The sequence below is a fragment of the Providencia sp. PROV076 genome (assembly GCF_028483405.1).
Classification (GTDB): Bacteria; Pseudomonadota; Gammaproteobacteria; order Enterobacterales; family Enterobacteriaceae; genus Providencia; species Providencia huaxiensis.
This window is the reverse complement of record NZ_JAMPRR010000038.1, coordinates 23,504-43,272: the sequence shown is the minus strand read 5'-3', so window position 1 is coordinate 43,272 and position 19,769 is coordinate 23,504. Positions and strand designations below refer to the sequence as shown.

At 49.0% G+C, this 19,769-nt stretch carries 32 protein-coding genes and 1 pseudogene; 31 read left to right on the top strand and 2 right to left on the bottom strand.

Going from position 1 to position 19,769, the window contains the following annotated elements; all coding sequences use genetic code 11:
• The 31 genes and pseudogenes from PSF67_RS20185 to PSF67_RS20035 form a co-directional block, all read left to right on the top strand.
• Nucleotides 1-354: pseudogene (locus tag PSF67_RS20185) on the top strand (HD family hydrolase); the annotation flags it as partial.
• A gap of 75 nt (nucleotides 355-429) precedes the next feature.
• Nucleotides 430-729 (top strand): hypothetical protein, encoded by a 300-nt coding sequence (locus PSF67_RS20180; RefSeq protein ID WP_042847189.1) that lies wholly within the window; start codon nucleotides 430-432, stop codon nucleotides 727-729.
• Between the two features lie 170 nt (nucleotides 730-899).
• A complete protein-coding gene (locus PSF67_RS20175; protein WP_042847185.1) occupies nucleotides 900-1,418 on the top strand; it encodes a hypothetical protein in 519 nt (172 codons plus the stop codon).
• 164 nt (nucleotides 1,419-1,582) lie between these two features.
• Entirely contained in the window at nucleotides 1,583-2,068 is a 486-nt protein-coding gene (locus PSF67_RS20170; protein WP_237072366.1) for a hypothetical protein, read from the top strand.
• 75 nt (nucleotides 2,069-2,143) lie between these two features.
• Entirely contained in the window at nucleotides 2,144-2,449 is a 306-nt protein-coding gene (locus PSF67_RS20165; protein ID WP_162762190.1) for a hypothetical protein, read from the top strand.
• Nucleotides 2,450-2,479: 30 nt separating this feature from the next.
• Complete coding sequence (locus PSF67_RS20160) at nucleotides 2,480-2,662, top strand: hypothetical protein (RefSeq protein ID WP_162762199.1); 183 nt, start codon at nucleotides 2,480-2,482, stop codon at nucleotides 2,660-2,662.
• Between the two features lie 208 nt (nucleotides 2,663-2,870).
• Nucleotides 2,871-3,311, top strand: a complete 441-nt coding sequence (locus PSF67_RS20155; protein WP_042847174.1) for a hypothetical protein — start codon at nucleotides 2,871-2,873, stop codon at nucleotides 3,309-3,311.
• A 63-nt stretch (nucleotides 3,312-3,374) separates the two neighbouring features.
• Nucleotides 3,375-3,578: a hypothetical protein gene (locus PSF67_RS20150; protein WP_042847172.1), complete on the top strand. Its 204-nt coding sequence runs from the start codon at nucleotides 3,375-3,377 to the stop codon at nucleotides 3,576-3,578.
• A gap of 50 nt (nucleotides 3,579-3,628) precedes the next feature.
• The gene (locus PSF67_RS20145; protein WP_042847169.1) at nucleotides 3,629-3,898 is read left to right on the top strand and encodes a hypothetical protein; all 270 of its coding nucleotides are present in this window, start codon (nucleotides 3,629-3,631) and stop codon (nucleotides 3,896-3,898) included.
• Nucleotides 3,895-4,131 (top strand): hypothetical protein, encoded by a 237-nt coding sequence (locus PSF67_RS20140; RefSeq protein ID WP_042847168.1) that lies wholly within the window; start codon nucleotides 3,895-3,897, stop codon nucleotides 4,129-4,131. Before PSF67_RS20145 ends, PSF67_RS20140 begins: the two co-directional genes overlap by 4 nt.
• A 30-nt stretch (nucleotides 4,132-4,161) precedes the next feature.
• The gene (locus PSF67_RS20135) at nucleotides 4,162-4,422 is read left to right on the top strand and encodes a hypothetical protein (protein ID WP_042847166.1); all 261 of its coding nucleotides are present in this window, start codon (nucleotides 4,162-4,164) and stop codon (nucleotides 4,420-4,422) included.
• 105 nt (nucleotides 4,423-4,527) lie between these two features.
• The gene (locus tag PSF67_RS20130; RefSeq protein ID WP_042847164.1) at nucleotides 4,528-4,872 is read left to right on the top strand and encodes a hypothetical protein; all 345 of its coding nucleotides are present in this window, start codon (nucleotides 4,528-4,530) and stop codon (nucleotides 4,870-4,872) included.
• Between the two features lie 56 nt (nucleotides 4,873-4,928).
• Nucleotides 4,929-5,207, top strand: coding sequence for a hypothetical protein (locus PSF67_RS20125; RefSeq protein WP_042847162.1), 279 nt, complete (start codon nucleotides 4,929-4,931; stop codon nucleotides 5,205-5,207).
• Nucleotides 5,208-5,422: 215 nt separating this feature from the next.
• Entirely contained in the window at nucleotides 5,423-6,670 is a 1,248-nt protein-coding gene (locus tag PSF67_RS20120; RefSeq protein WP_042847160.1) for a ParA family protein, read from the top strand.
• A gap of 2 nt (nucleotides 6,671-6,672) precedes the next feature.
• On the top strand, nucleotides 6,673-7,692 hold the full coding sequence (locus PSF67_RS20115) for a ParB family protein (RefSeq protein ID WP_042847158.1): 1,020 nt from the start codon (nucleotides 6,673-6,675) through the stop codon (nucleotides 7,690-7,692).
• Between the two features lie 276 nt (nucleotides 7,693-7,968).
• Entirely contained in the window at nucleotides 7,969-8,247 is a 279-nt protein-coding gene (locus tag PSF67_RS20110; protein ID WP_166268101.1) for a hypothetical protein, read from the top strand.
• A gap of 17 nt (nucleotides 8,248-8,264) precedes the next feature.
• The gene (locus tag PSF67_RS20105; RefSeq protein WP_042847153.1) at nucleotides 8,265-8,573 is read left to right on the top strand and encodes a hypothetical protein; all 309 of its coding nucleotides are present in this window, start codon (nucleotides 8,265-8,267) and stop codon (nucleotides 8,571-8,573) included.
• 106 nt (nucleotides 8,574-8,679) lie between these two features.
• On the top strand, nucleotides 8,680-10,740 hold the full coding sequence (gene dinG, locus PSF67_RS20100; protein WP_072035186.1) for an ATP-dependent DNA helicase DinG: 2,061 nt from the start codon (nucleotides 8,680-8,682) through the stop codon (nucleotides 10,738-10,740).
• A gap of 40 nt (nucleotides 10,741-10,780) precedes the next feature.
• The gene (locus PSF67_RS20095) at nucleotides 10,781-11,461 is read left to right on the top strand and encodes a hypothetical protein (protein WP_052219373.1); all 681 of its coding nucleotides are present in this window, start codon (nucleotides 10,781-10,783) and stop codon (nucleotides 11,459-11,461) included.
• A 78-nt stretch (nucleotides 11,462-11,539) separates the two neighbouring features.
• Entirely contained in the window at nucleotides 11,540-11,914 is a 375-nt protein-coding gene (locus PSF67_RS20090; protein ID WP_042847151.1) for a hypothetical protein, read from the top strand.
• A gap of 57 nt (nucleotides 11,915-11,971) precedes the next feature.
• A complete protein-coding gene (locus PSF67_RS20085; protein ID WP_042847150.1) occupies nucleotides 11,972-12,283 on the top strand; it encodes a hypothetical protein in 312 nt (103 codons plus the stop codon).
• A 177-nt stretch (nucleotides 12,284-12,460) separates the two neighbouring features.
• The gene (locus PSF67_RS20080; protein ID WP_052219372.1) at nucleotides 12,461-12,790 is read left to right on the top strand and encodes a glutaredoxin domain-containing protein; all 330 of its coding nucleotides are present in this window, start codon (nucleotides 12,461-12,463) and stop codon (nucleotides 12,788-12,790) included.
• A 13-nt stretch (nucleotides 12,791-12,803) separates the two neighbouring features.
• Nucleotides 12,804-13,208 carry a hypothetical protein gene (locus PSF67_RS20075; RefSeq protein ID WP_042847149.1) on the top strand — a complete coding sequence of 135 codons (405 nt, stop codon included), beginning with the start codon at nucleotides 12,804-12,806 and terminating at the stop codon, nucleotides 13,206-13,208.
• An 11-nt stretch (nucleotides 13,209-13,219) separates the two neighbouring features.
• Nucleotides 13,220-13,408, top strand: coding sequence for a hypothetical protein (locus PSF67_RS20070; RefSeq protein ID WP_042847147.1), 189 nt, complete (start codon nucleotides 13,220-13,222; stop codon nucleotides 13,406-13,408).
• Between the two features lie 22 nt (nucleotides 13,409-13,430).
• The gene (locus PSF67_RS20065) at nucleotides 13,431-13,652 is read left to right on the top strand and encodes a hypothetical protein (protein ID WP_042847145.1); all 222 of its coding nucleotides are present in this window, start codon (nucleotides 13,431-13,433) and stop codon (nucleotides 13,650-13,652) included.
• 10 nt (nucleotides 13,653-13,662) lie between these two features.
• Nucleotides 13,663-14,568: a DNA cytosine methyltransferase gene (locus PSF67_RS20060; RefSeq protein WP_080750912.1), complete on the top strand. Its 906-nt coding sequence runs from the start codon at nucleotides 13,663-13,665 to the stop codon at nucleotides 14,566-14,568.
• 14 nt (nucleotides 14,569-14,582) lie between these two features.
• Nucleotides 14,583-14,957 (top strand): hypothetical protein, encoded by a 375-nt coding sequence (locus tag PSF67_RS20055; protein WP_042847144.1) that lies wholly within the window; start codon nucleotides 14,583-14,585, stop codon nucleotides 14,955-14,957.
• Nucleotides 14,957-15,481 carry a hypothetical protein gene (locus tag PSF67_RS20050; RefSeq protein ID WP_042847142.1) on the top strand — a complete coding sequence of 175 codons (525 nt, stop codon included), beginning with the start codon at nucleotides 14,957-14,959 and terminating at the stop codon, nucleotides 15,479-15,481. The genes PSF67_RS20055 and PSF67_RS20050 overlap by 1 nt, the downstream gene beginning before the upstream one ends.
• Nucleotides 15,482-15,589: 108 nt before the next feature.
• Nucleotides 15,590-16,168 carry a hypothetical protein gene (locus PSF67_RS20045; protein WP_237072369.1) on the top strand — a complete coding sequence of 193 codons (579 nt, stop codon included), beginning with the start codon at nucleotides 15,590-15,592 and terminating at the stop codon, nucleotides 16,166-16,168.
• Nucleotides 16,155-16,928: a hypothetical protein gene (locus PSF67_RS20040; RefSeq protein WP_213914251.1), complete on the top strand. Its 774-nt coding sequence runs from the start codon at nucleotides 16,155-16,157 to the stop codon at nucleotides 16,926-16,928. The genes PSF67_RS20045 and PSF67_RS20040 overlap by 14 nt, the downstream gene beginning before the upstream one ends.
• Nucleotides 16,925-17,254 carry a hypothetical protein gene (locus PSF67_RS20035; RefSeq protein ID WP_042847137.1) on the top strand — a complete coding sequence of 110 codons (330 nt, stop codon included), beginning with the start codon at nucleotides 16,925-16,927 and terminating at the stop codon, nucleotides 17,252-17,254. Before PSF67_RS20040 ends, PSF67_RS20035 begins: the two co-directional genes overlap by 4 nt.
• Before the next feature lie 17 nt (nucleotides 17,255-17,271).
• On the opposite strand, the gene PSF67_RS20030 is transcribed toward PSF67_RS20035, so the two are convergent.
• Together PSF67_RS20030 and PSF67_RS20025 are read right to left on the bottom strand one after the other, a co-directional pair.
• On the bottom strand, nucleotides 17,272-18,357 hold the full coding sequence (locus tag PSF67_RS20030; RefSeq protein ID WP_042847135.1) for a hypothetical protein: 1,086 nt from the start codon (nucleotides 18,355-18,357) through the stop codon (nucleotides 17,272-17,274).
• A 151-nt stretch (nucleotides 18,358-18,508) separates the two neighbouring features.
• Entirely contained in the window at nucleotides 18,509-19,558 is a 1,050-nt protein-coding gene (locus PSF67_RS20025; RefSeq protein WP_052219370.1) for an HNH endonuclease, read from the bottom strand.
• Between the last annotated feature and the right edge of the window lie 211 nt (nucleotides 19,559-19,769).

Here is a 19,769-nt window from a genome sequence, read left to right as displayed (position 1 = left end):
AAACCGCATCTTGCGTTCGAAGCCTTGATGCATGATGCCAGTGAAGCATACTGCGGTGATGTGAGCAGCCCTCTTAAAGCGCGCTTGCCGGACTACCGTGAAATCGAAGGTCGTGTCGATCGCGCTATTCGAGCAAAGTATGGTTTGCCGCTGGTGGAGTCGCCGGAGGTGAAAGTGGCTGATTTGCGTATGCTCGCAACTGAAATGAGTATGTTCGGCCGACATGGTGCCCAGGCGTTTCCGGATCCCGCTAAATATCCACCAGCGGATTTGATGGGGTTACGACTTCTCCCGGCGGAGGAAGCCCGCGTTGCTTTCCTTCAACGTTTCGAGTTGCTTTACCCTGGCGGATAACCCAAAAAAACAGAACCGAGGTATATCAGAAATGATATGCTTCGGCAGATTATAATCCCAACAGGTTAATATCCAATGAAAAGATTGCTTATTTTATTGTCGCTGACCCTTGCGTTACCTACATTGGCTCAAGCTACTACGGCTGAGGGTGAGTTGCCAAAACTGCATCTGAACGAAGAGAACGAGCACATCGCTCGCAAGGTTGCATTTGATTATTTAGCAAATGCAAAGATTTTCATTTCCCAGGGTACGGTTTCTAAAGACACGTTAACCTATGAAGCCATCATTGCAGACCAGAGATGTACCATTGAAATGGAGTTAGAGACCCTCCCGGTTCAGCGCTGGCTCGTCAAAAAGCTCGACTGCAAAAACTGAGATCTGCTGCGCCATTCATATCGGCAGACCTAAGCATGATGTGGTTTGCCAATCTCTTTGCAATTAATCCCCGTTTTAACACCTTCCAAATTTGTCGTCCTTTTAACTTCGTCAGCGGTAAAGGTCATGGTTAACTATTAACACAAAAATAATTAACACATGGAGTTACAATGTTAAATCTGATTGCTCACCTGGCAGAAAGTGGTCATCAAGTTTGGTTCGGTGAAAACGATACTGTGACGGTGACACAGGTTCGTGGTGATTCGCGAGTGGTTCTTGAAAGCATCCTCGCTAAGGAACCAGCGGCCATCCTGAATCTGTTATCCCGTTATGGGGCTAGCGTTAAGGCTGTAGATGATAAACTGCTTATCTGGCGTGACGTAGATGGTGATGACTGGGCCTGCGATCGTGGTCACCTCTATCGTGGCATCAGAGGTGAATATGGTGTTCGCTGGGAAGTGAAGCTGATACATGGCATCAATATCCACTCCCCATTCGATGCCGTGTTCTGGTTTGCTATACCTTGGGCGTCCCGCGTTGATGTGAACGTCCATTTCTCTATCGGTAATTCGCTCCTGGTTGCCGCTCCGGCTTACATCACCCTGAGCGGCCAGTTGGACAAAGAACAAGTTATGGCCTGGGTGAAACTTTCCGGAATGCAAAATGCCACCAGCATTACCGAACGGTAATACGCCATCTAAACTATGGGGGGATCTCCCCCATTCTGTTTTGCCCTCCCCTCTCAAAAAAATATCTTTTTTTCCTTCGATTCGCTTCGTCAGCGGTTACCCGTGGGTGATACTGTTTTTAGAGGCAGTAAACAAAACGAATAACAGTTATCGAGGTCATTACTATGAACGCTATCAACCAAAAACCAAAACGCCCGAGCCAGACTCCGGCTCAGTTCATGCGCATAGCAAACGAGTCCGACCTGTTCAAGAAAGGTCGCACGTTGTGGTACCACTACAGCAGCAGCTTTGGTTATGAGCGTGAGCTGGTTCGTTCTAACACTCAGCGCCTGGCGCATGGCAGTGGTCTGCCGGTCTCGTTCGTTGAGCGTGCCATCAACCATTATCTGACCCACAGATCCACCAGCGTAAGGACAAAAGCGATGAGCGCAATCAACGGTACATACTGGGTCAAGAACGGCCACACATTTGGTTATACCTTTCCTGAGCAACCGAACATCTTAGGCGTTCTGGCAAGCAAGCCGCAGTTAGGTGCGTGCCTGTCTATGGAGCCGCAGCTGATCACCCCATCGGATGACATGCGTAAGGCCACCGTGCAGGACTTCGATTTTTTCCGCGTTGTCGTCCCTTCGGACTTCAAGCCTGAATAAAACCCTCGGTGCTCTTCGGGGCACCCTGCATTGAGAGTTACCTCCATGATTGACGAACTGAAGGGCCTGATCGTAATGCTCCTGGAAGATGCAACGCGTATTCAGCAGTTGGAACCAAACGCCGGAACATCGGCACGCATTCAAGCCGCTAAAAAAGCCTTGGCCTCTGGAGTATTCGACACACTGTTAATGCTGGTGGCTTCCAATTATCGCTTAGCAATTGCAGAAGCTGGGTATGAGTATGTCATTGGCGCTGATGGTTCGCTGATTGTCAGGGATCCTGTCCAATGCAGTAACGGTGCTTTCAAGTGGGTGGAGCACAAAGACGTTGTTCTGCGTAGCAACGATGATGCTATGCAATTCCTCATTGAGCGAAGTTAGGGGGTAGGTATGTTTCCTCAGGGTATAGAGGTGCGCGCACACCGTTACACTCAGGCGGGTGGCAAGCGCATGGTGCAATACAGCACCCCAGGCACCAATGGTTGGCTGATCACTAACGGCAGCGTAAGTGACTTGGCAGATGTACAGTCACGGCACAATGCTTTGCTAATACATGCCCGCGATAACGGCCTATTGGTGAAATCCCTACACTGATTAGCCATTTCAAAACTCGATACCCTGCCCGAACGCGCGTCGAGCGGGGTATGTCTGCTTGCCAATTTTGCGGCCAAGAGTTTGGCTCTGGTTTTCCTGGGGAATGGGATGAAAGGGCGCGTATTTTTTATCGTGATTCACTTCGTCAGCAGTTCGGGTCGTGTGAGAATTTAATGAGTAAACAAAACAAATAACACGAGGAAAACCGATGCATACTTTAGCTGAGTTGTTACGTTACGCAGGTATCACTTCCCATAAACGTACCCTGCTATCCATCCGTCAGCACACGACCAATTGGGGTCGCTCCGGTCGCGGTGTGCGTCAGAAGCCTCGTTACACGGTCTGGTACGACACCGAAGACAATAACGACCGTATTGTCTTTACCTTCGATGCTGTGCTTAACCTCAAACGTACCGCGCCGGAAAAGCTGGCGGATATCGATATTCAAATCAGTCATTACAGTGGCTGGGATCCCGTGAAGCGCAGATTGACCGTCACCCACCCAGAACGCTACCTGAAGGTCGATGGCATGGTTGAAGGTGGCGGTGAGAAGACCAAAGCCCTCTGGCAAGAAATCATCGCGCTGACTGAAGGCATGGAACGTGACGATAAACTGAGTTCGTATGAGATCACGTTCCTCGCAGCTTAATTGACTGACGACTGACCGCTCCGGCGGTCACTCCCCCTTCCCTATACCAATAACGAGGCAATAATGGGATATGAGATAATCATCACCTCTGACGAGGAACAAGCTGTTTTCGATTCACTCTTGGCAAGCGCGCTTACGGGTGTGGCATCTACCCTTTGGGACAATAACCGTCCATCGGGGCCGAGGGATAGCGAAGCGGCTAACGTGGCATTCAATCTTGCTGAAGAAGCCTTTAAACTCAGACAGGCATATTGCCGTCGAGCGTAATTGTATCGCCTCCGGTTACGGGGGCTAATTTCCCAATCTGAGGAATTTGTATGAATTTCGGCACTCGTGAGTACCTGATCAATTATCTGATGAGCAATTTCAAAGAAGGCCAGATGATTGCCATCGATACACTGACGCTCGAAAACGTCGCGGATGTTGCTTCTGACCTTTCCCTGGAACGCGCCCTTACTCCAGCCGAACAGGTACAGGTGCTGAATGCGGTAGTCAGTGATTATGATGTGAATACTGGGGCTGGCTTTGACCATATTCGCAAAGAGATCGCAGCTCTGGGTATTGCCCAACAGGACGGTGACAAATGAAAAAGGGGCTGCGCAAATTTTACTGCACACTGCCAAATGGCAAAGTGCAAGAAGCGGAACTGACGTGGAAAGCTACCCATGCTGTTGCCTGCCGAACTGGAGAGCGTGACTGGTATGCGCACTCGTGGTGCTCTGCAAAATCTGCGGCGTTGCGCTGTGTCGAGTTAACGCAAAAGGAACAGGGCGCTGAAGTTGAGATCTTGGTCGTTAAAGAAGTTCCACCCGCTGCGTAGCGAGTGAATCAAGTCGCGTGAGGTAGAACAATGCTGATACTTACAACCGATCTCATTCCTGATATTTATGCCATACAAAAAATTCATGGGATGGTTCAAGTCATCGCTAATTTTGAAGCCAATAGGCGGGGAGTGATACCGTCAAGGCAAGCTCGCGTCGCATTGGAGGAATTAAGTGCGGCTGCATCCGAGGCGTCAAATGGCGAGGCGAATGCCGTGTACGGTGTTAAAGCAACACCACTCCTGAACGGCGGCATGCTGTATATCGGAACTGCGGTAACCCTCAAGTGATGCAGCGGTAATAAATATGTTTTTTTCATCCTTTTGCCTTCGTCACCGGTTGGTGCTGGTGGATACTGGAAGTCCAACAACTGATAACACAAACGAGGATACACCATGTCTCTGAACCCAACTCTGGTCGCGATGTTCATCTTCAGCAGCTTCAACGAAACCCGCGTCCCACTCATCGTGAATGATGACACCGCGCAGGAACGTATCGACTTCAACGTTGCTGGTGGTGGTGAAATCGAATGTGCCGATTGGATCCGTGAACTGGCTATCGACATCGTTGAAGAGTGCGATGAGACCTTCACCGGGAAAGAAGGGCCGGGCATCTGGTATTACGAAGTGGCTGAAGTTATCGGCGCTAAGATCGCGAACGATGCTAACGAGGGGCACGTTTACCAATGTGACATCGTTAAGTTCGCGCTGGAGCAAACCACCAGCTGGGTTAACTCCTAACGTCCATCCACCAGCCGCCTGCGGGCGGCTTCATTTTATCTGCCGGGAACTCTGCTATGGTCATTAGCAAACTGAAGGTGGGCGATACCGTATGGTCTATCACTCGCCACAAACTGGGGAGCACGAATATTCCCACCGTGTCTGTACACCCTGTCCTGATCGTCGAGGTCAATGAGACCAGTGTTATCGCAAGCTGGAATCACAACAAGCCGAAGCCGTTTGGCTTGAACTCCATCAAGGGATGGAAAAAAGAGAAACCTGTTCTGATCAAGGGGTTGTTTGGTAGTCAGCGCCTTGCCACAAGAGCGGAAGTCGCTGCGTTACAGACTCAATAATTCGTCAAACGTACATTCCCTCTCAAACACAGTAATGCCAGTGCATTGGAGGGGGTGACCTATCTTTTAAATGTGAAAACAACCCCCTTGTTCGCCAACCCCCACCCTGACATTCACGATGCGAATATTTAATAATTGTGCATTACAATGCACTTTTACCTTGTCTTGCGCTCAATTTGCATTAATAATAATGAAAAACAATTAGAGGGCTATTTATGTCAATTCTTGATCAAATCCTGGTCATCGGCCAGCGAATGAAAGCCGAGCAAATTTCTCTGAAAGAATCCATCACCGAAGCCAATACCATCAAGGTCACTGATGAGCAGGTAGATGGCTTAGATAGACTCATTTATAACCATTGCCTGAACAAAACGATGCTCGCTGATTTCTTCGGCAAGTCACGTAATACGTTCACTAAAATTCTGACCGAGTTACAAGATCAGAAAATTATTGGTGAGCCTATCTTCCAAAACAAAAACCACCTTTACACACGATTTGACGTGCAGGCCATCATGAATGAGTTGGGCGCGCCCCGTTACTCCGACATGTATGAGTCTCGGGTTATCGTCGTTGAAAACCACAAAGGTGGTACAGGCAAAAGTACCACGACCGCGACGATCGCCTTGGCGTCAGCTTTGGATTTAAATCTGAACGCGCGTTGCTGCATCATTGACCTTGACCCCCAAGGGTCTATCGGTAACAACCTGATCCGCTCCACCAGCGAAGATGATATCTATCTGACTATCACTGATGTGCTGTTAGCCGAATACGAGCCTGAGGGTGATTTCTCACAGTACATCAACGCCGGTTACTCAGAAGCGGACATCATTGCCAACATTCCGTTTAGCACTCACCTGCCAAATATGGACGTCATCACGGCCTTCCCTACTGATGACCGTTTTACTGATACCTATTGGCGGTTGAACAAGGAAGAGCGCAATACGCTTTTAACGCGCTTTAGAGATGTTGTTATCCCTGTGCTGAAACAGCATTACGACCTAATCTTCATCGACACCCCACCGCAGGACTCACCAATTATCTGGTCTACGAACGAAGCCGCCGACGCCCTTCTCGTTCCTATCACTCCGCGTGAATATGACTTTGCATCCACGACGAACTACATGTTGACGATCGGCGCTCGTCTGCAACAACTTCCATCCAGGGGTGAAAACATCAAATGGATGAAGGTGCTGGCTGTTAATGTCGATGATAAAAGCCAGCACGAAGTTCGCACTCTGAATAAGCTGGTGCGAACTGTGCAGGACAAGTTTATGACTACGAACATCAAACACTCTGAAGCGTTTGTTGCTGCGGCCGAACGAGGCCGCACCGTCTTGGATATCAAGAAGTCAGAAGACCTGTGCCCTGCAAAACAATTTGACATGGCAGAAATGTCAGTCACTTCTGTGTATCAGCAATTTATTAATGAAATCAAAAGTTTTTCGGCGAAAAGTGAGAAATAAAAATGACCGACGTAGAAAGAGGCACAAGCAAGGATATGTATCTGGGTGCAGGCAAGCGAACCGGCTTTGAGCAAAAAAGCGGATTACCACCACTGCGGGGTGCAGGCGCACCTAAGAGAACATTCACCTTAAAAGATGGCCGTAAAGTCGATGCCGAGCATGTTGTCGTTCCTGGCAGTAAAGTATCTGAGCAAACAGTGGTTCACGCCCTCAACCCACGCAACCAGGAAGCGCTCGACGAGAACTCCATGCGTGACATCCTTGAGCAGATCAGGGAAAGAGGGGTGGATACCGAAGGTATCGCTGTCCGCGTAGATGGAATCTATCAACTCATTGAAGGTAGCCGACGCCGCTACTGCTGTGAAAAGCTATCAGCTGATTTACCGCTGTGGGTATTACCAAACGATATCTCAAACGAAGATATCTTCTCTATCATCAGCGCCGCACAAAGCTCTCGCAAATTCTCGTATCGCGAAGTTGGTATGCAGTATTTGAAACTGATGGAAGAGAATGGTTTCACGACCAATGAGGAACTTGCGCAGCATATCGGCATTAGTACCGAGTCTGTCCGTAAGCGGATTCAAGCTGCCCAAATCGACCCTCGCCTGATCGCTCTGTTCCCAGATTGCGAAGGTATCCCGAATACTTTCTATAGCCGTTTAGCGAAGGTGCAGGGTTCGGCGAAGAAGGAAATGATCGACATTGGTGAGCTGTGCCAGGAAGTCCAAGACAACCGTAAGGACAAGCCTGTTGAGAATATTCAGGAGACGCAGAAAGATATCCTGGAAGAAGTAGCCACTATGTTGGAAATCATGGCTGATAAAGCGAAGCCCGCCGCTGCATGGAAAACATCTGATATTGTCGCATTCGAGAACAAGGATCAGTATGCACGAATCAGTTACAGTGGTAACGGCCGGAAAGTCCGCTTTGAGTTTAACAGGCTCAATCAAAAAGTCGTCGAAGACATAGAGCGTCTGATACGTCTGAAGCTAACAAAAAGTCTTCAGGAAGACAGTGAGTAAGTTCTTTTCTAAGCCACCTACCCCGGTGGCTTTTTCTTTACAGCCCTCCCCTCCCCTCATTTCCTGTAGCAAAAACCATTTTTTTCGCCAAAAAAACCAAAGTTTAAAATCGCTTAATAAACAGCGTGTTACGATAGAATATCAACTAAAGCAGAAGAAAAACCAATAAAAACCACCCCCTTGTTCGCCAAAACAAAAAACACCTCCATCCCCCTTCGTCAACTGTAGAACTGCTGGATAATAGAACTCAATACCGCCCTTACTCGTGGATTAAAAATGCAGATCTCAAAGACAACCCATAGCTTTGCCGAGCGTCGCGGTTTGGAACTGACGACCGAAAATAACGACGGTACCGAGTTGCTGTGTATTTGGGAAACCAATAACGATTGGGAGTGGATTTGCAGCTTCCAACCAACTCAAGATCAGCTGGTATTCTTCGGTAATATCTACCTGCCCCAGGAATGCCTGAACGCCATCCCGGCTATCATCGCCGATGAAACTCAGCTGCGTGCGGTGCTCACCAAAATTGCCGAATCACTGAAAACCAAATCCTGACGCTGGAAAGGAAAATCATGAAGACGTGGACGCCGAACGAGAACATCACACAGGTCATTCTGGCATTTGGGCCTCCGGACATTGAAAAGTTTCTGCCAAAATGGGATCTCATCCCTGACGAATTCAAACAGGGAAAGAACCCCTGGATTGCATTCATTGAGCGTTGGTTTTACCACGGGCTTGAATGCCCACCAGCAGCCAAGGAAGGTGTCGAACTGAAATGGGCGCTGGCGCATATCGTGGTTATCCTGAAAAGCTTCGACCCGAAGCACGAACAAAAGATTGCCGGGTGCGCCTATCTTGCCTCGCTCTGGTTTGTGGAGTAAGTGAACTAAACCGCCTTTGTGGCGGTTTAATTTTGGATGTCACTTTGTCAGCGCTGGTGGTGCGATAAAATTAAATCAGTAAATAATAAATCTATGGGATAGAACGATGAGCAGCAAAACCAAATTGACCGCCGAAGAACAAACGGCAAAAGCATACAGCAACTTCCTGGAATCCAAGGGACTGAAGCCGCGTGCTGGTCAACAAGACATGATCCGCTTTTGCTCATCCATCATTACCAACATTCCCGAAGATAACGACAAGCCTATTGTCGGTGTAGTTGAAGCCGGTACCGGCACCGGTAAAACGCTGGGGTACTGCCTGCCGCTGATCCCGTTGGCGATGGAAAAGGGAAAGACTCTCGTTCTGTCTACAGCAACCGTGGCGCTTCAGGAGCAAGTTGTCGTTAAAGACCTGCCGGAAATCCAAAGCCAGGGCGGTCTTAAATTTTCATACGCTATGGCGAAAGGTCGTGGCCGTTACTTCTGCCGACTGCGCTACGATGCGCACGTCGATGCCGAGCATAATGCGTATGGTTACGTTCGCGACGACATGACGAGTCTGGGTAACGAATTCGCAAGTGGTGACTGGAATGGTGAGCGTGATACATATCCGCTGGAGCTTGCCGACAAATCCTGGAACAAAGTTAATGCGGTCGCCAGCCAGTGCCCTAAGATTAAATGCCCGCATTACAAAAACTGCCCCTTCTTTGCCGCGCGTAGCCGACTGGAAGAAGTCGATGTGGTGATAGCTAACCACGATATCGTTTTGAGCGATCTGTCTTTGGGTGGTGGTGTCATCCTGCCACCGCCGAAAGAAACCATCTACGTTTTCGACGAAGGCCATCACCTTACAAGTAAGGCCATTGAGCACTTTGCCGCAAATGCCTCGTTGGATAACACGGCGCGCTGGTTGGGTGACGTCAGTGACATGGTGATGGACATGCAGACCCCTTACGGTGAGAAGATGAATGACCACGTTTACAAGCTGGTGGCGCTGGCATCGGACACGGCTGCCGAGATGATGACAGTTCGCGGAACTCTTTTATCTTCACTCAACTTCCGGAACGACCACGGTAACATTGACGTCTATCGGTTCCCTGAAGGTGACGTACCCAATGATGTGCGCGCACTGTTTAAAAACGGGCTGTACCTGGCAAACCAAATGCAGAGTTTGGTTGAGAAAATGATAATCATCATTGATGAGGCAGGCGATAAAATTGTCGCTGAGGATAATGCCCGCCACAAAATGGCTATCGGTGATTTAAAGAACCGTGTAGAAAACTTGCTTGAAGCGATGAGTCGTTTTGCTGCCCCGGCGAAGAAAGGTGAGTTTGCAGTACCGGTAGCGCGCTGGGTAAACATCAAGCGTGACAATAAATCCGAGGTCATTATTCATAGCAGCCCAGTGCATGCTGGTGAGCAATTGGATAGAGAGCTGTGGAACGAAGCCTATGGGGTGATCATTACTTCAGCGACTTTGCGGACAATGGGCAACTTCAATGCCTACCTGAATGAAGCGGGTTTGAAAATGGACACGCCAACGTTGCTGGCGAGAAGCCCGTTCGACTACGAGAACAACGGTGTTCTGTTCGTACCCAGGATGCGCAGTACCCCAAAGAATGCCGAGGCGCATACCGATGAGCTGATCGAGTTGATGCCTAAGCTGATGTTACGGCGTAAAGGATGTCTGGTGCTGTTTTCATCCCGCAAGCAAATGACAGAGGTGTGTGAGGGTATGCCGGAGGACATCAAAGAGCACATCCTCATGCAGACCACGATGCCGAAAACGGAAATCGTTTCCCGTCATAAGCTGCGTATTGATCGTGGCGAGCCAAGCATTATCTTCGGCATGGCCTCTTTCAGTGAAGGCGTGGACCTGCCTGGGGATTACTGCGATAACGTGATTATTGCCAAGCTGCCATTTAGCGTACCGAGCGATCCGGTTAGTCAGACGATGACTGAGTGGATGGAGAAGGCGGGGCGTAACACCTTTGAAGAAATAACCGTTCCTCAGGCGTGTATCAAACTTATCCAGGCTGTGGGGCGACTCATCCGAACCGAGACCGATACAGGTGCAGTGACGATACTGGACTCTCGCATCAAGAACACACGGTACGGCCAGAACATTCTCGACTCGCTTCCGCCGTTTCGCCGTGTGATCAGATAGTGGTATCATTCGGTAAACAAAACGAATGAATAGGTGTGTAATGGAAAAGTATGAAAGTGTCATCACTGTGGTATTTCAGTTTGTAGGCAAAGTGCCCGCACCTTTTTCCACAAGCAGCCTGTTTGCCGAAAACCTACTGAAGGGCGAGAAACTGTGGAATGACCCTGGGACAGCAGGCAACCTGATGCTGCAAAAAATTCTGGCAGAGCAGGGCGCAGCCGATCACGACGATGGTAAAATTCATACTCGCACTACGGAGCTGAAAACACACGATGAACGTATGGCTTTCCAAAAGCTGGTGGGTTTGCCGCCTTACAGCGATTTGACCAATGCCGTAGGTATCCTGATCGGTGGACTGGAGAAAGCAGGGCGGTTGATTAGTGTGAAAACCACTTCAGCCACCCCGCTACCAAACGGGGAAACTATTATCTCTACCCGTGATGCACAACGTCGTTTGTTCTTCATGAACCAGCACGGGATATGCTTTACGGTAGATAGCCAGTTACTGATCGCTGTCGATAAACTGGAAGGAGCAAAGTTCTTCGCCACAGAAGAAGAGCTGGACGCTGCTGGTGTTAAGCTTTGGGGTGAGAATGGTACAGGTCGCTGGCGCGTGCTGGTGGCTCCGATCGGGGAAGAGATTTGCGGCCTCTTTGAATTCGGCGAGATGACGACCTTGGGTAAACGGCCGGAGGGCAGGATTAACGAACTGTCGTTGTAAGGCAAATCCCACTATGCATAGAAAGCACCTTTTTTGGTGCTTTTTTTGTTTTAGCTATTCGTCAGCGGGTGGAGTGGGATGATACTGATTGCAGGTAAACAAAACAAACAACATAAGGGAATCATCATGAAAACTCTTCTTGCTGCTCTGCGTGTTACTGATCAGGTTCAGCCTGATATTGCTATCCCGGCTTCAGGTAAAACTACTGGCTTTACCTACGACGCTGCCAAGATCGGTTCGTTCAAAGGTGAAACCATTGCTATTTATCCGGCCTGGTCAAAACCTAACTCACACGGCGCGGCCGGTAACCCAACTGAATTCTACGGTGGCTTGCCGCTGTATTCGACCAAGCTACTTGCCTATCAGGCACTGCGTAACGAAATCGAAAAGCGTTTCGCTGCACAGCTTCAGGCGATTGATAAACAGATCCTGGCACTGGAAGACCGTCCATAACCAATAGGGCAGGGGGGTTCCCCCTGTTTATGACAACCACCAGCTGAGGAACGAAAAATGAAAGAACAAGAACTGGTCACCAAAGCGGAACAGCTTATTCAGCGCAATGATGGTTCGCAGGCAAAAATTGTTGCTACGGCAATGTTTGGCGCTGGCCTGCACATGTCGGTCGATGTCTTCGTGCTTCGCCGCGATAGCGCTGACCAGAATTGGCAGCTTTGTAACGACAGGCCACATCCGGATTACAAAACCATGTCCCGTGAGGATTACGTTAAGTTCGGGCGCTCCGAAATGCTGCGCACAGTCACCGCTGGAGAACTGTTGAAGGTCACTGGGATGATCGGTCAACCACTTTCCAATTATCAGTAAAAGCACGGTTGCAGCGCCCCCCATTTTTCCACCAAACATCATGCGGGCCTGGCGTTTTAAAATACCAAAATAAAAGCATCTTTCGAGGTGCTTTTTTTATGTCAAATGCTTCGTCAGCCGTTGGGGGGAGGGGATACTGGTTGCAGGTAAACAAACTAACCGATAACAGGGGTCACCATGAAAGTCATTATCTTCAGCCTCCCAAATTGCCAGCCTTGCCGTATGACCAAAGAGCGCCTGGCCGCAAACGGTGTTGAGTTCGTAGAAGGCAGCATCGAAATTCATCGCGAGCTGTTCCGCAATATGGGCTTCAAGTCTGCGCCGGTTGTGCTGGTGGAGCCTGATGCAGGCGAAGCGGTGTCCTGGTCGGGTTATCGCCCCGATTGTATCAAGGCGCTGATTGACGGAAAGCCAGAAGGCGATGCTATCTCTGGTTATACCCGGATGTGTGTCATGATCGAGATGCGCGAGCCTGAACTGTTTTCGGCTCCTGGCGAAGCCAAGTAAGAAGGTGAATGCCGTGAGCTATCAAACCGTCGCAATCCCTCCAGCCTTAGGGCTTCAACCACCAAGCGGGGCTGACGTTGTCTTGCTCGCCGAGCTGACACAAGCGCTGGTGGATGCAAAAGTCGAAATGAAAGTGATGCTGGAGCCTATCAACTGGACGCCGCCTTCCGGCCGTCCGGTGATGTACCGACAGGACGCTATCGACGTACTGTTTAAAGCCGGGGTTCCTGTTGATGCGGGCGAAGTAGTGTCGGCCACCAGCAATGCCGTGCAGCCGATCGACGATGCCGAGCTGGAAGCGCTGCTGGATATGCGTGACGAAATGGCTGGCACAGATTCGTTTTACAAAGCGCTGGATGGCGCGCTGGATGGCATTCTGGCTCGCCTGTATGCCGCTGAACGTCAAACCAATCACTAAGAGTATCGATAATGACTGTACACGACTTTGTATCAGGAGCGAGTGGCATTTCACCCTTTGCCATTGTTATGTTGGCCTTTTTCATCCTCTTTTTCGTCGTAGCGTGCTGTATCCCTCGCCCATCATTGGGTCTGATGGTGGCGGGCGGAATTGCTGGGCTGGGTGCAATTGCCACAATTCTTTGGATTAACTTTGCTTAGACCTTAAGGCGATTTGTCATTAATGGGCCATTTAAACCAGATTTTATCGGCTATCGGTAAAACACCAGAAGGGCACGCTACCCTGGGTTATTTTCTTCTTGGGCTGATGAGTGTGATATTCGGTTGGGCCCTTTTTCAATTCAACAGCGAGAATGACATTCCTAAACGTTACCGCGTGATGTTGTCACTTTCTCTCTGTGCAATATGGCTGAGCATAGCCATAGAAATCATCGACCATCTCTGAGGAAAGTCGAATGTCACCAGTTCTGATGAACAGTTATTTTTGCGGTGCCGGGCTGATGGATATCGGCCTGAAGAATGCCGGTATTCAGATCGCCCAGTCTTTCGAACTGGACGAAGATGCCGTTAAGACCTATCGCCACAACCTGGGCGACCATATCAAACACTGCGATATCACACAGGAAATGGTGCTGGAGCAGGATAGCTGCCACGGCATGTCGTTTACCTATCCCTGTACGAAGTATTCGACGATCGGCGACATCCACGGCACGCGAACGGGTGATGAGCTATTCCTTCACGCACTGCGCCACCTGGCTGTCGCCCGGCCTGAGTTCTATGTCATTGAAAACGTGCCGGGCATGCAGGCTTTCCCGGTCGTTATGGAAGCCATGACCAAGCTGGCGGGCTATTTCATTCAGGTATTCTGCCCCGTGAAATCTGAGCTGTGGGTACCGCAGCGTCGGCACCGCCTGATCATCATTGGCACACGACGCCCGTTCGATATCCGCCCGCCGGAAAATACGCGCCCAATCCCCCTCAGCGCGATTTTAGAGGATAACCCGGATGTTCGTATCCCTAAGTCGGTAGAAACACGCCTACAGGGCGGATATCGCGATTTACCCATCATTAGCGACCCGGCCAAAGACGATATCGCGCCGACGTGTGTAGCTCACTATGCAAAGGATAAATCGACACGATTAGTCGTTGATAAACGTTTCCCTCTGGGAGCGCGTCCGTATTCAGTGCGTGAATATGCACGTTTGCAAGGGGTTCCAGACTGGTTTGAATTCCCGGTATGCGATACCTCCGCGTATAAGCAGATCGGTAACGGTGTCAGCACCTACGTCGGCGAGTGGGTAGGGATTGAGATGATCCGCTACATGGCGCAGGTTAGCGATAAGTTTTCCCTCATTCATTAACCCTGGAGAAAAAGATGAAATTAACGGAAGAGCAAAAAGCCGACCGTCGGGAACTTGCCATGCTGGTTCAGTATGCCGCTTTGGCATACGCACTGTTTGGTGCAGGCGTCGCGGGAATTCTGGGAGCGTTGGATATCAACTCACTGTGGATGGGAGTCGCGATTGCGCTGGTTTCTCATGTTCTCATTTTTTCCAGGCCTTCTGTCCGAGAGAACTTCCCTGAAACCATCTATTGGTTATCGCTGTGGGCGTGTGCCCTTGGCGGGCCGATCGTGATCGGTTTCGGTCCCTTTGAACCACCGTTTAAAAACCCACTCATTATGGCCGCGCTGATTGTGTTCATCGTTACAGCGCTATACCGTCGGCAGGAAAAAAAGGATATGCAGTAATGAGCCACTCACCAGCTAAAACCACCAGCGAACAGATACTGGAAGCGGGGCTGCGGATAATTCACACCTGCACGCACAGCGATCACCAGGGGTATTATGTGATAGGCAAAAACAGGGCTGTCTTATCCGATTGTGCAACGGTTAAGGCCTATGACGGCGGGGCTGTATCGGTTGAGTATTTCCGTCCTGGCAATATCCCCCTGGTGGTCGTTAACAATGATGATTGGCTCAAAATCATCACTCACCTGTTAAATGAGCCACCTGCACCATCATCGCTAGGCCGGATCCCTTTAGAACTGGTGAATTTTCTGGAGAAGATTGCGGGGCAAACACTGTCGCCTGAAGCCCGCATCCGCGCGCGCGATCTGGCTGAAGGTGAGTGCTTTAAAAATGAAGTGCTCACGTTAACGACGCTGTTCAACGTCTGGATGAGGGATCCGCTGCTGACTGAGTTCGTCTCGCCGCTGAAGCAATATACATTGCCAGGAGAGCACGCCAAACATTTCTGGTCATGTTGCAAATGACAGGGGCGAAAGCCCCTTTTTTTGTACCTGCAATAGCTTCGTTGGCTGAGAGGGCGGGGCGATACTGGTTGTGGAATATAAGCGCCCTTTGGATGGAAAAACGAAACAATGACTACTGAACAGAAACCCTCGCTCGCGACCGGTGCGCCATTAAACGCGGAAACCTGGGCTGATTTTGTCTCCCGCCTGAAATATCACTGCGTCGGCAAAGGCGTTGATGAGCACTGTACCGCAGACCCGTTGTTCGTCGTTCAAAAGAAACGCCTGATCACGGGGCTGGATATGGACTACATCGAAGACCGGCTGGTGGCCATAGATGATGCTCGCTGGTTTAGCCCCCAAGAATACTGGGATGACCTGGATACGGACGAGCGAAACGAGCTCAACCAAAAATGCCAGGCCGAATACCAAGCTGATTTTCTGGCTATTCGCGTCGATCAGCAATGGGATGTGCTCGGCGAGTTACCAGAGCATACCGTAACCGGCTACGTCTGGGAGTGGGAATACGTCAACGCACACTTCACGCGCGAAGCCGCGCAGGCCTTCATTCAACGCAAAAAGCACGACTACAACAAGTTGGAAATTTTCGTCGATTCGCAGTATTGGGCGAAGGAGTTCAACACCATCCGCGACGCCATTTTGACTGGCAAACTGGTATATCAGGAGAAGAAAGATGACACCAATTGAGATCCAAGGTCTGCTGGACGGCAAATGCATTCCTCGCGACATGAAGGTCAACGAGCCGCTGGTGAATTATCTGGCGCGCAAATTGACTGAAGGCGAGCAGATGCGCGCTGAGAACATCCATCTGGTGGAAGAGCTCAAGCGCGTGACCGACGGTTTGGAGTTTTTCTCCTACAGTACCGACGGCGGTTACGATGAGCACGACAGCGCCGACAAAGCCCGAAAAGCCGCTGAAGAGCATATCGACTACTACCGGGGAGAGGCCTGTGACGGCTGGCCTGAAGAAACAGACCAGGTTGTTTGGGGTATCGTCGTGCAACGCGCCAGTCAGACCGACCTGCGCGAAGTGGGGCCGGAAGACAGCGTGGGCCGTCACATCACTCAGGTTTGTGACTATGCACTGATGCCTGCACTGGAAAACAGCCCGACGAAAGGTTACATCCCGACGTCTGAAGTGGAACAGCTGATGGCTGAAGGTAAAATGCTGAAAGATGCTCATGCGGCCATTCTTGAGCACATCGACGTGACGGACAAAGGCGCGGCCGGTACTGCGGCTATGATCGCAAACGACGCTCTCCACAACACGGACTACCCGGCGATTGAACGCGGCCTGCGGAAAATCAAGAAGGATGCCACCATCGCAGCGGCAAACCATGCCGGTAACATTGCGCAGGAAATGACGCGTGAAACTAGCCAGGAAGTTGTCAAGGCCGTCGGTCGTCGCCTCCTTGTGCTGGCGGAACATGTAGGGAACGGCCAATGAACAACCTGAAGGCAACGATGCGCCGGATGTTGGATGGCGATGATATGGACTGCGTGAGCGATCGCACAGGTAAAAGCGGCGACTACTGCGAAGGCTTTGTGGACGGTATGCACGAAGCGCTTAACCAGCTGACTGAAGGCGTTGCACCTTTGCTGGCTGGGGCTGAAATCGCTGGGTTGGAGCGCTTTGTTGCTCGCATGTACCAGCGCGCTAATCAGCTAGTGGACGACAGCATGAGCACGGCGCTGATTAACCAGGCGCGCTCTGCGGCGGTATTGGCTGAGCAGATGATCAGCGAACTGAAAGGTGAAAGTAGGCAGTTATAGTCCCAACTTAGCAGTTCTTACTGACCAAGTTGGGATTGTACAAATTTTAATGTCTGCTCATGCCGTAATTTACAAACGACATTTTGGTTCGCGAAGACGCCTGAAAACGTTTTCGCCTGCTCTTTCGGAAGTTGTTTGATCCAGCGAACACCAACAACCCATTCTGAAAGCTCTTCATTGTCAGCGTTTTCGTCTGGGTATTGCGCTTTTAATCCGGCAGAGAGAAGAGGAACATTTGAATCAGTAATGAAATCGCGAATCATAACTGCTGATTTGGTTACTTCTCCAAAACCGACATAACCACATCCCTTCATGTAAGCATAAATTTTGTCACCAACTGCAAGTCGCTTAAGCGCAGATGAATACACTTTCCCTTGACCTGCGCCAATGAATCCAAATTTTCTATTATCATCCCAAGTTCTATATTCGCATTCACCTACATTCACGAACCAACTACCAGTCCAATCATCTTGACTTGAAGCAATGACTCTTTGCTTAACTTCTTTTCGTTCAATATAATCTTTAGCCTCCGGTAACGGAATAATCGTTTCAGGCTTAATAAATAGCTCCCCATTGGAATCAACATATGGAGCCAAGCGAGTGCATTGAATGTCTACACCATATTCTCGCAACCATAATACTGCTGAGATGACTTCCGAATTGAACTCCTTTGAGGCCAAGATAATATGCTGTTTAGTGTTAAGTGACGTGATATCAGCATCGATAAATTGCTCAATTTCTTTTGTTGCATCAAATTCTGATTTACCTAAATACGACGCGTATTGCTTAAAAATCTCACTGGGTAAAAGGCTTGAGCAATACGATGCATATTTTATTGCCTGCCATTCAACGGACGAGCCTGAATCATCCCTTTTTAGTTCTACAATAACAAGTGCTGCCGATTTATTCACGCAAAGCAAATCAAGACGCTTGTTGGAAGTAAGGGTGACCTCTTTTCCAATAACAAGGAGTTCCTGGCCTAAAATAGTTGGACTTTTTTCGATCCACTCCTGAATATCAAAGCGTTCCTTTAGCCCAAGCTCCGAAAAGCTTGTTGGTTTTAGTTTGATTAATGACTTATTTTCTACATCAACACGAAACATTGGTTATATCTCCTTTCAGAGGTTTCCCCCTCTTGAATATGCCATACTTGGCACGATAAGGCTGCCAAAGATAGTACGATAGCTCTGCTTTCCTCATAACAGAACATCGGGGGTTGATTGGAGTTCCAGTAAATAAGGAATAAAAAAGATATTAATTTTCATTTAATTCTTCATTACAATATTGACGATGTTCTTCCAAGTGAATTTCTAATGGCCAATGTCGTTTATCACTTGGTAATCTTAGTTTTTGCCCATCAAGTTCTGCATATTCTGTTCCAGCTAACAAATCAGATAACCTAATTAACATTTTGGAATCAATCCAAAGCAAGCCTCGGTCAAAAAGAGTATGAATGTCTGTTTTAAGTAACAATCCATGCTGGACTTGGGTGTGCCAGAGGCCTTCATAGGGAATTATATGAGCAGCCTCTAATAACACTTGGATAGAACACCCTGTCACAGCGCACTTACCCTCATAAGCTTCAATCAGCTTTCTTCTGAACGCTGGCTGGCCTTGTCGAATAACAACTTCACGTAAAGCTTTTAATCGGGAATCAACTTCTTCTTCAGATAAATCAGCAAATAATTCATCCCTAGCTTCCACAACTAAGCGATCACATTGCCTAGGGGAAATAATGCGCTTTGGCGTTTTGCCATCATCACTAATATCCCAAACTCCATGAAGCTCCTGAACATATAGCTCATATCTTGTATTTCTCAATTTTCCTGTACGGAATAATAAGTCATATGGGCTGCCCTGATCAGAACGTGCATTTTTGCGGCTACCAAGATATCTATATCTGGCCTTGCTGTTAACTGTTAATGCATCTAATTGAATACGAACTTCAGATTCCTTTAACGGAGCATTGCTATTAAGAATCCATTTGACAATATCCACTGCTGAAGCAGAACTAAGCTGAGTGACAGCATACCAAACACGAAGATATTGAGGATGAAGCATTTCTTCAGGAATAATCCCCGGAATGTCTGCTACATAAGTTGAAAAGTTATGAAAACGAATCCATTCTCCCCATTGCCGAGAATGAGTGCTAATACCAGTTCGATGGGGCTCACGTTTTCGTATTTCATTGTTAAATTCCTGACGGCTAGGAGCGCGGCCAAGTTTTTCATAAAGATCATCACAACAGTCCCAAACCGCCCGCACTAGCAAGCCAGTTGGATAGCCATTTTTATTTAATTCCATAAGCCCCTCTAGCAAAAATGAATTGAGCTGAGTAATAACAGATTCCGTTACGACGTTCACTATAATTCATTAACGCAACTGTAGCGAATGACAACTATCAAATTAAAGTGTATGGAAGGTTGTGAGTGCCAAACCTTCCAACACAAAATATCCATTCTATACATCACTCATGCCTCATGCCAAAAATCAGATCGGTAAGCAATAAAATAGG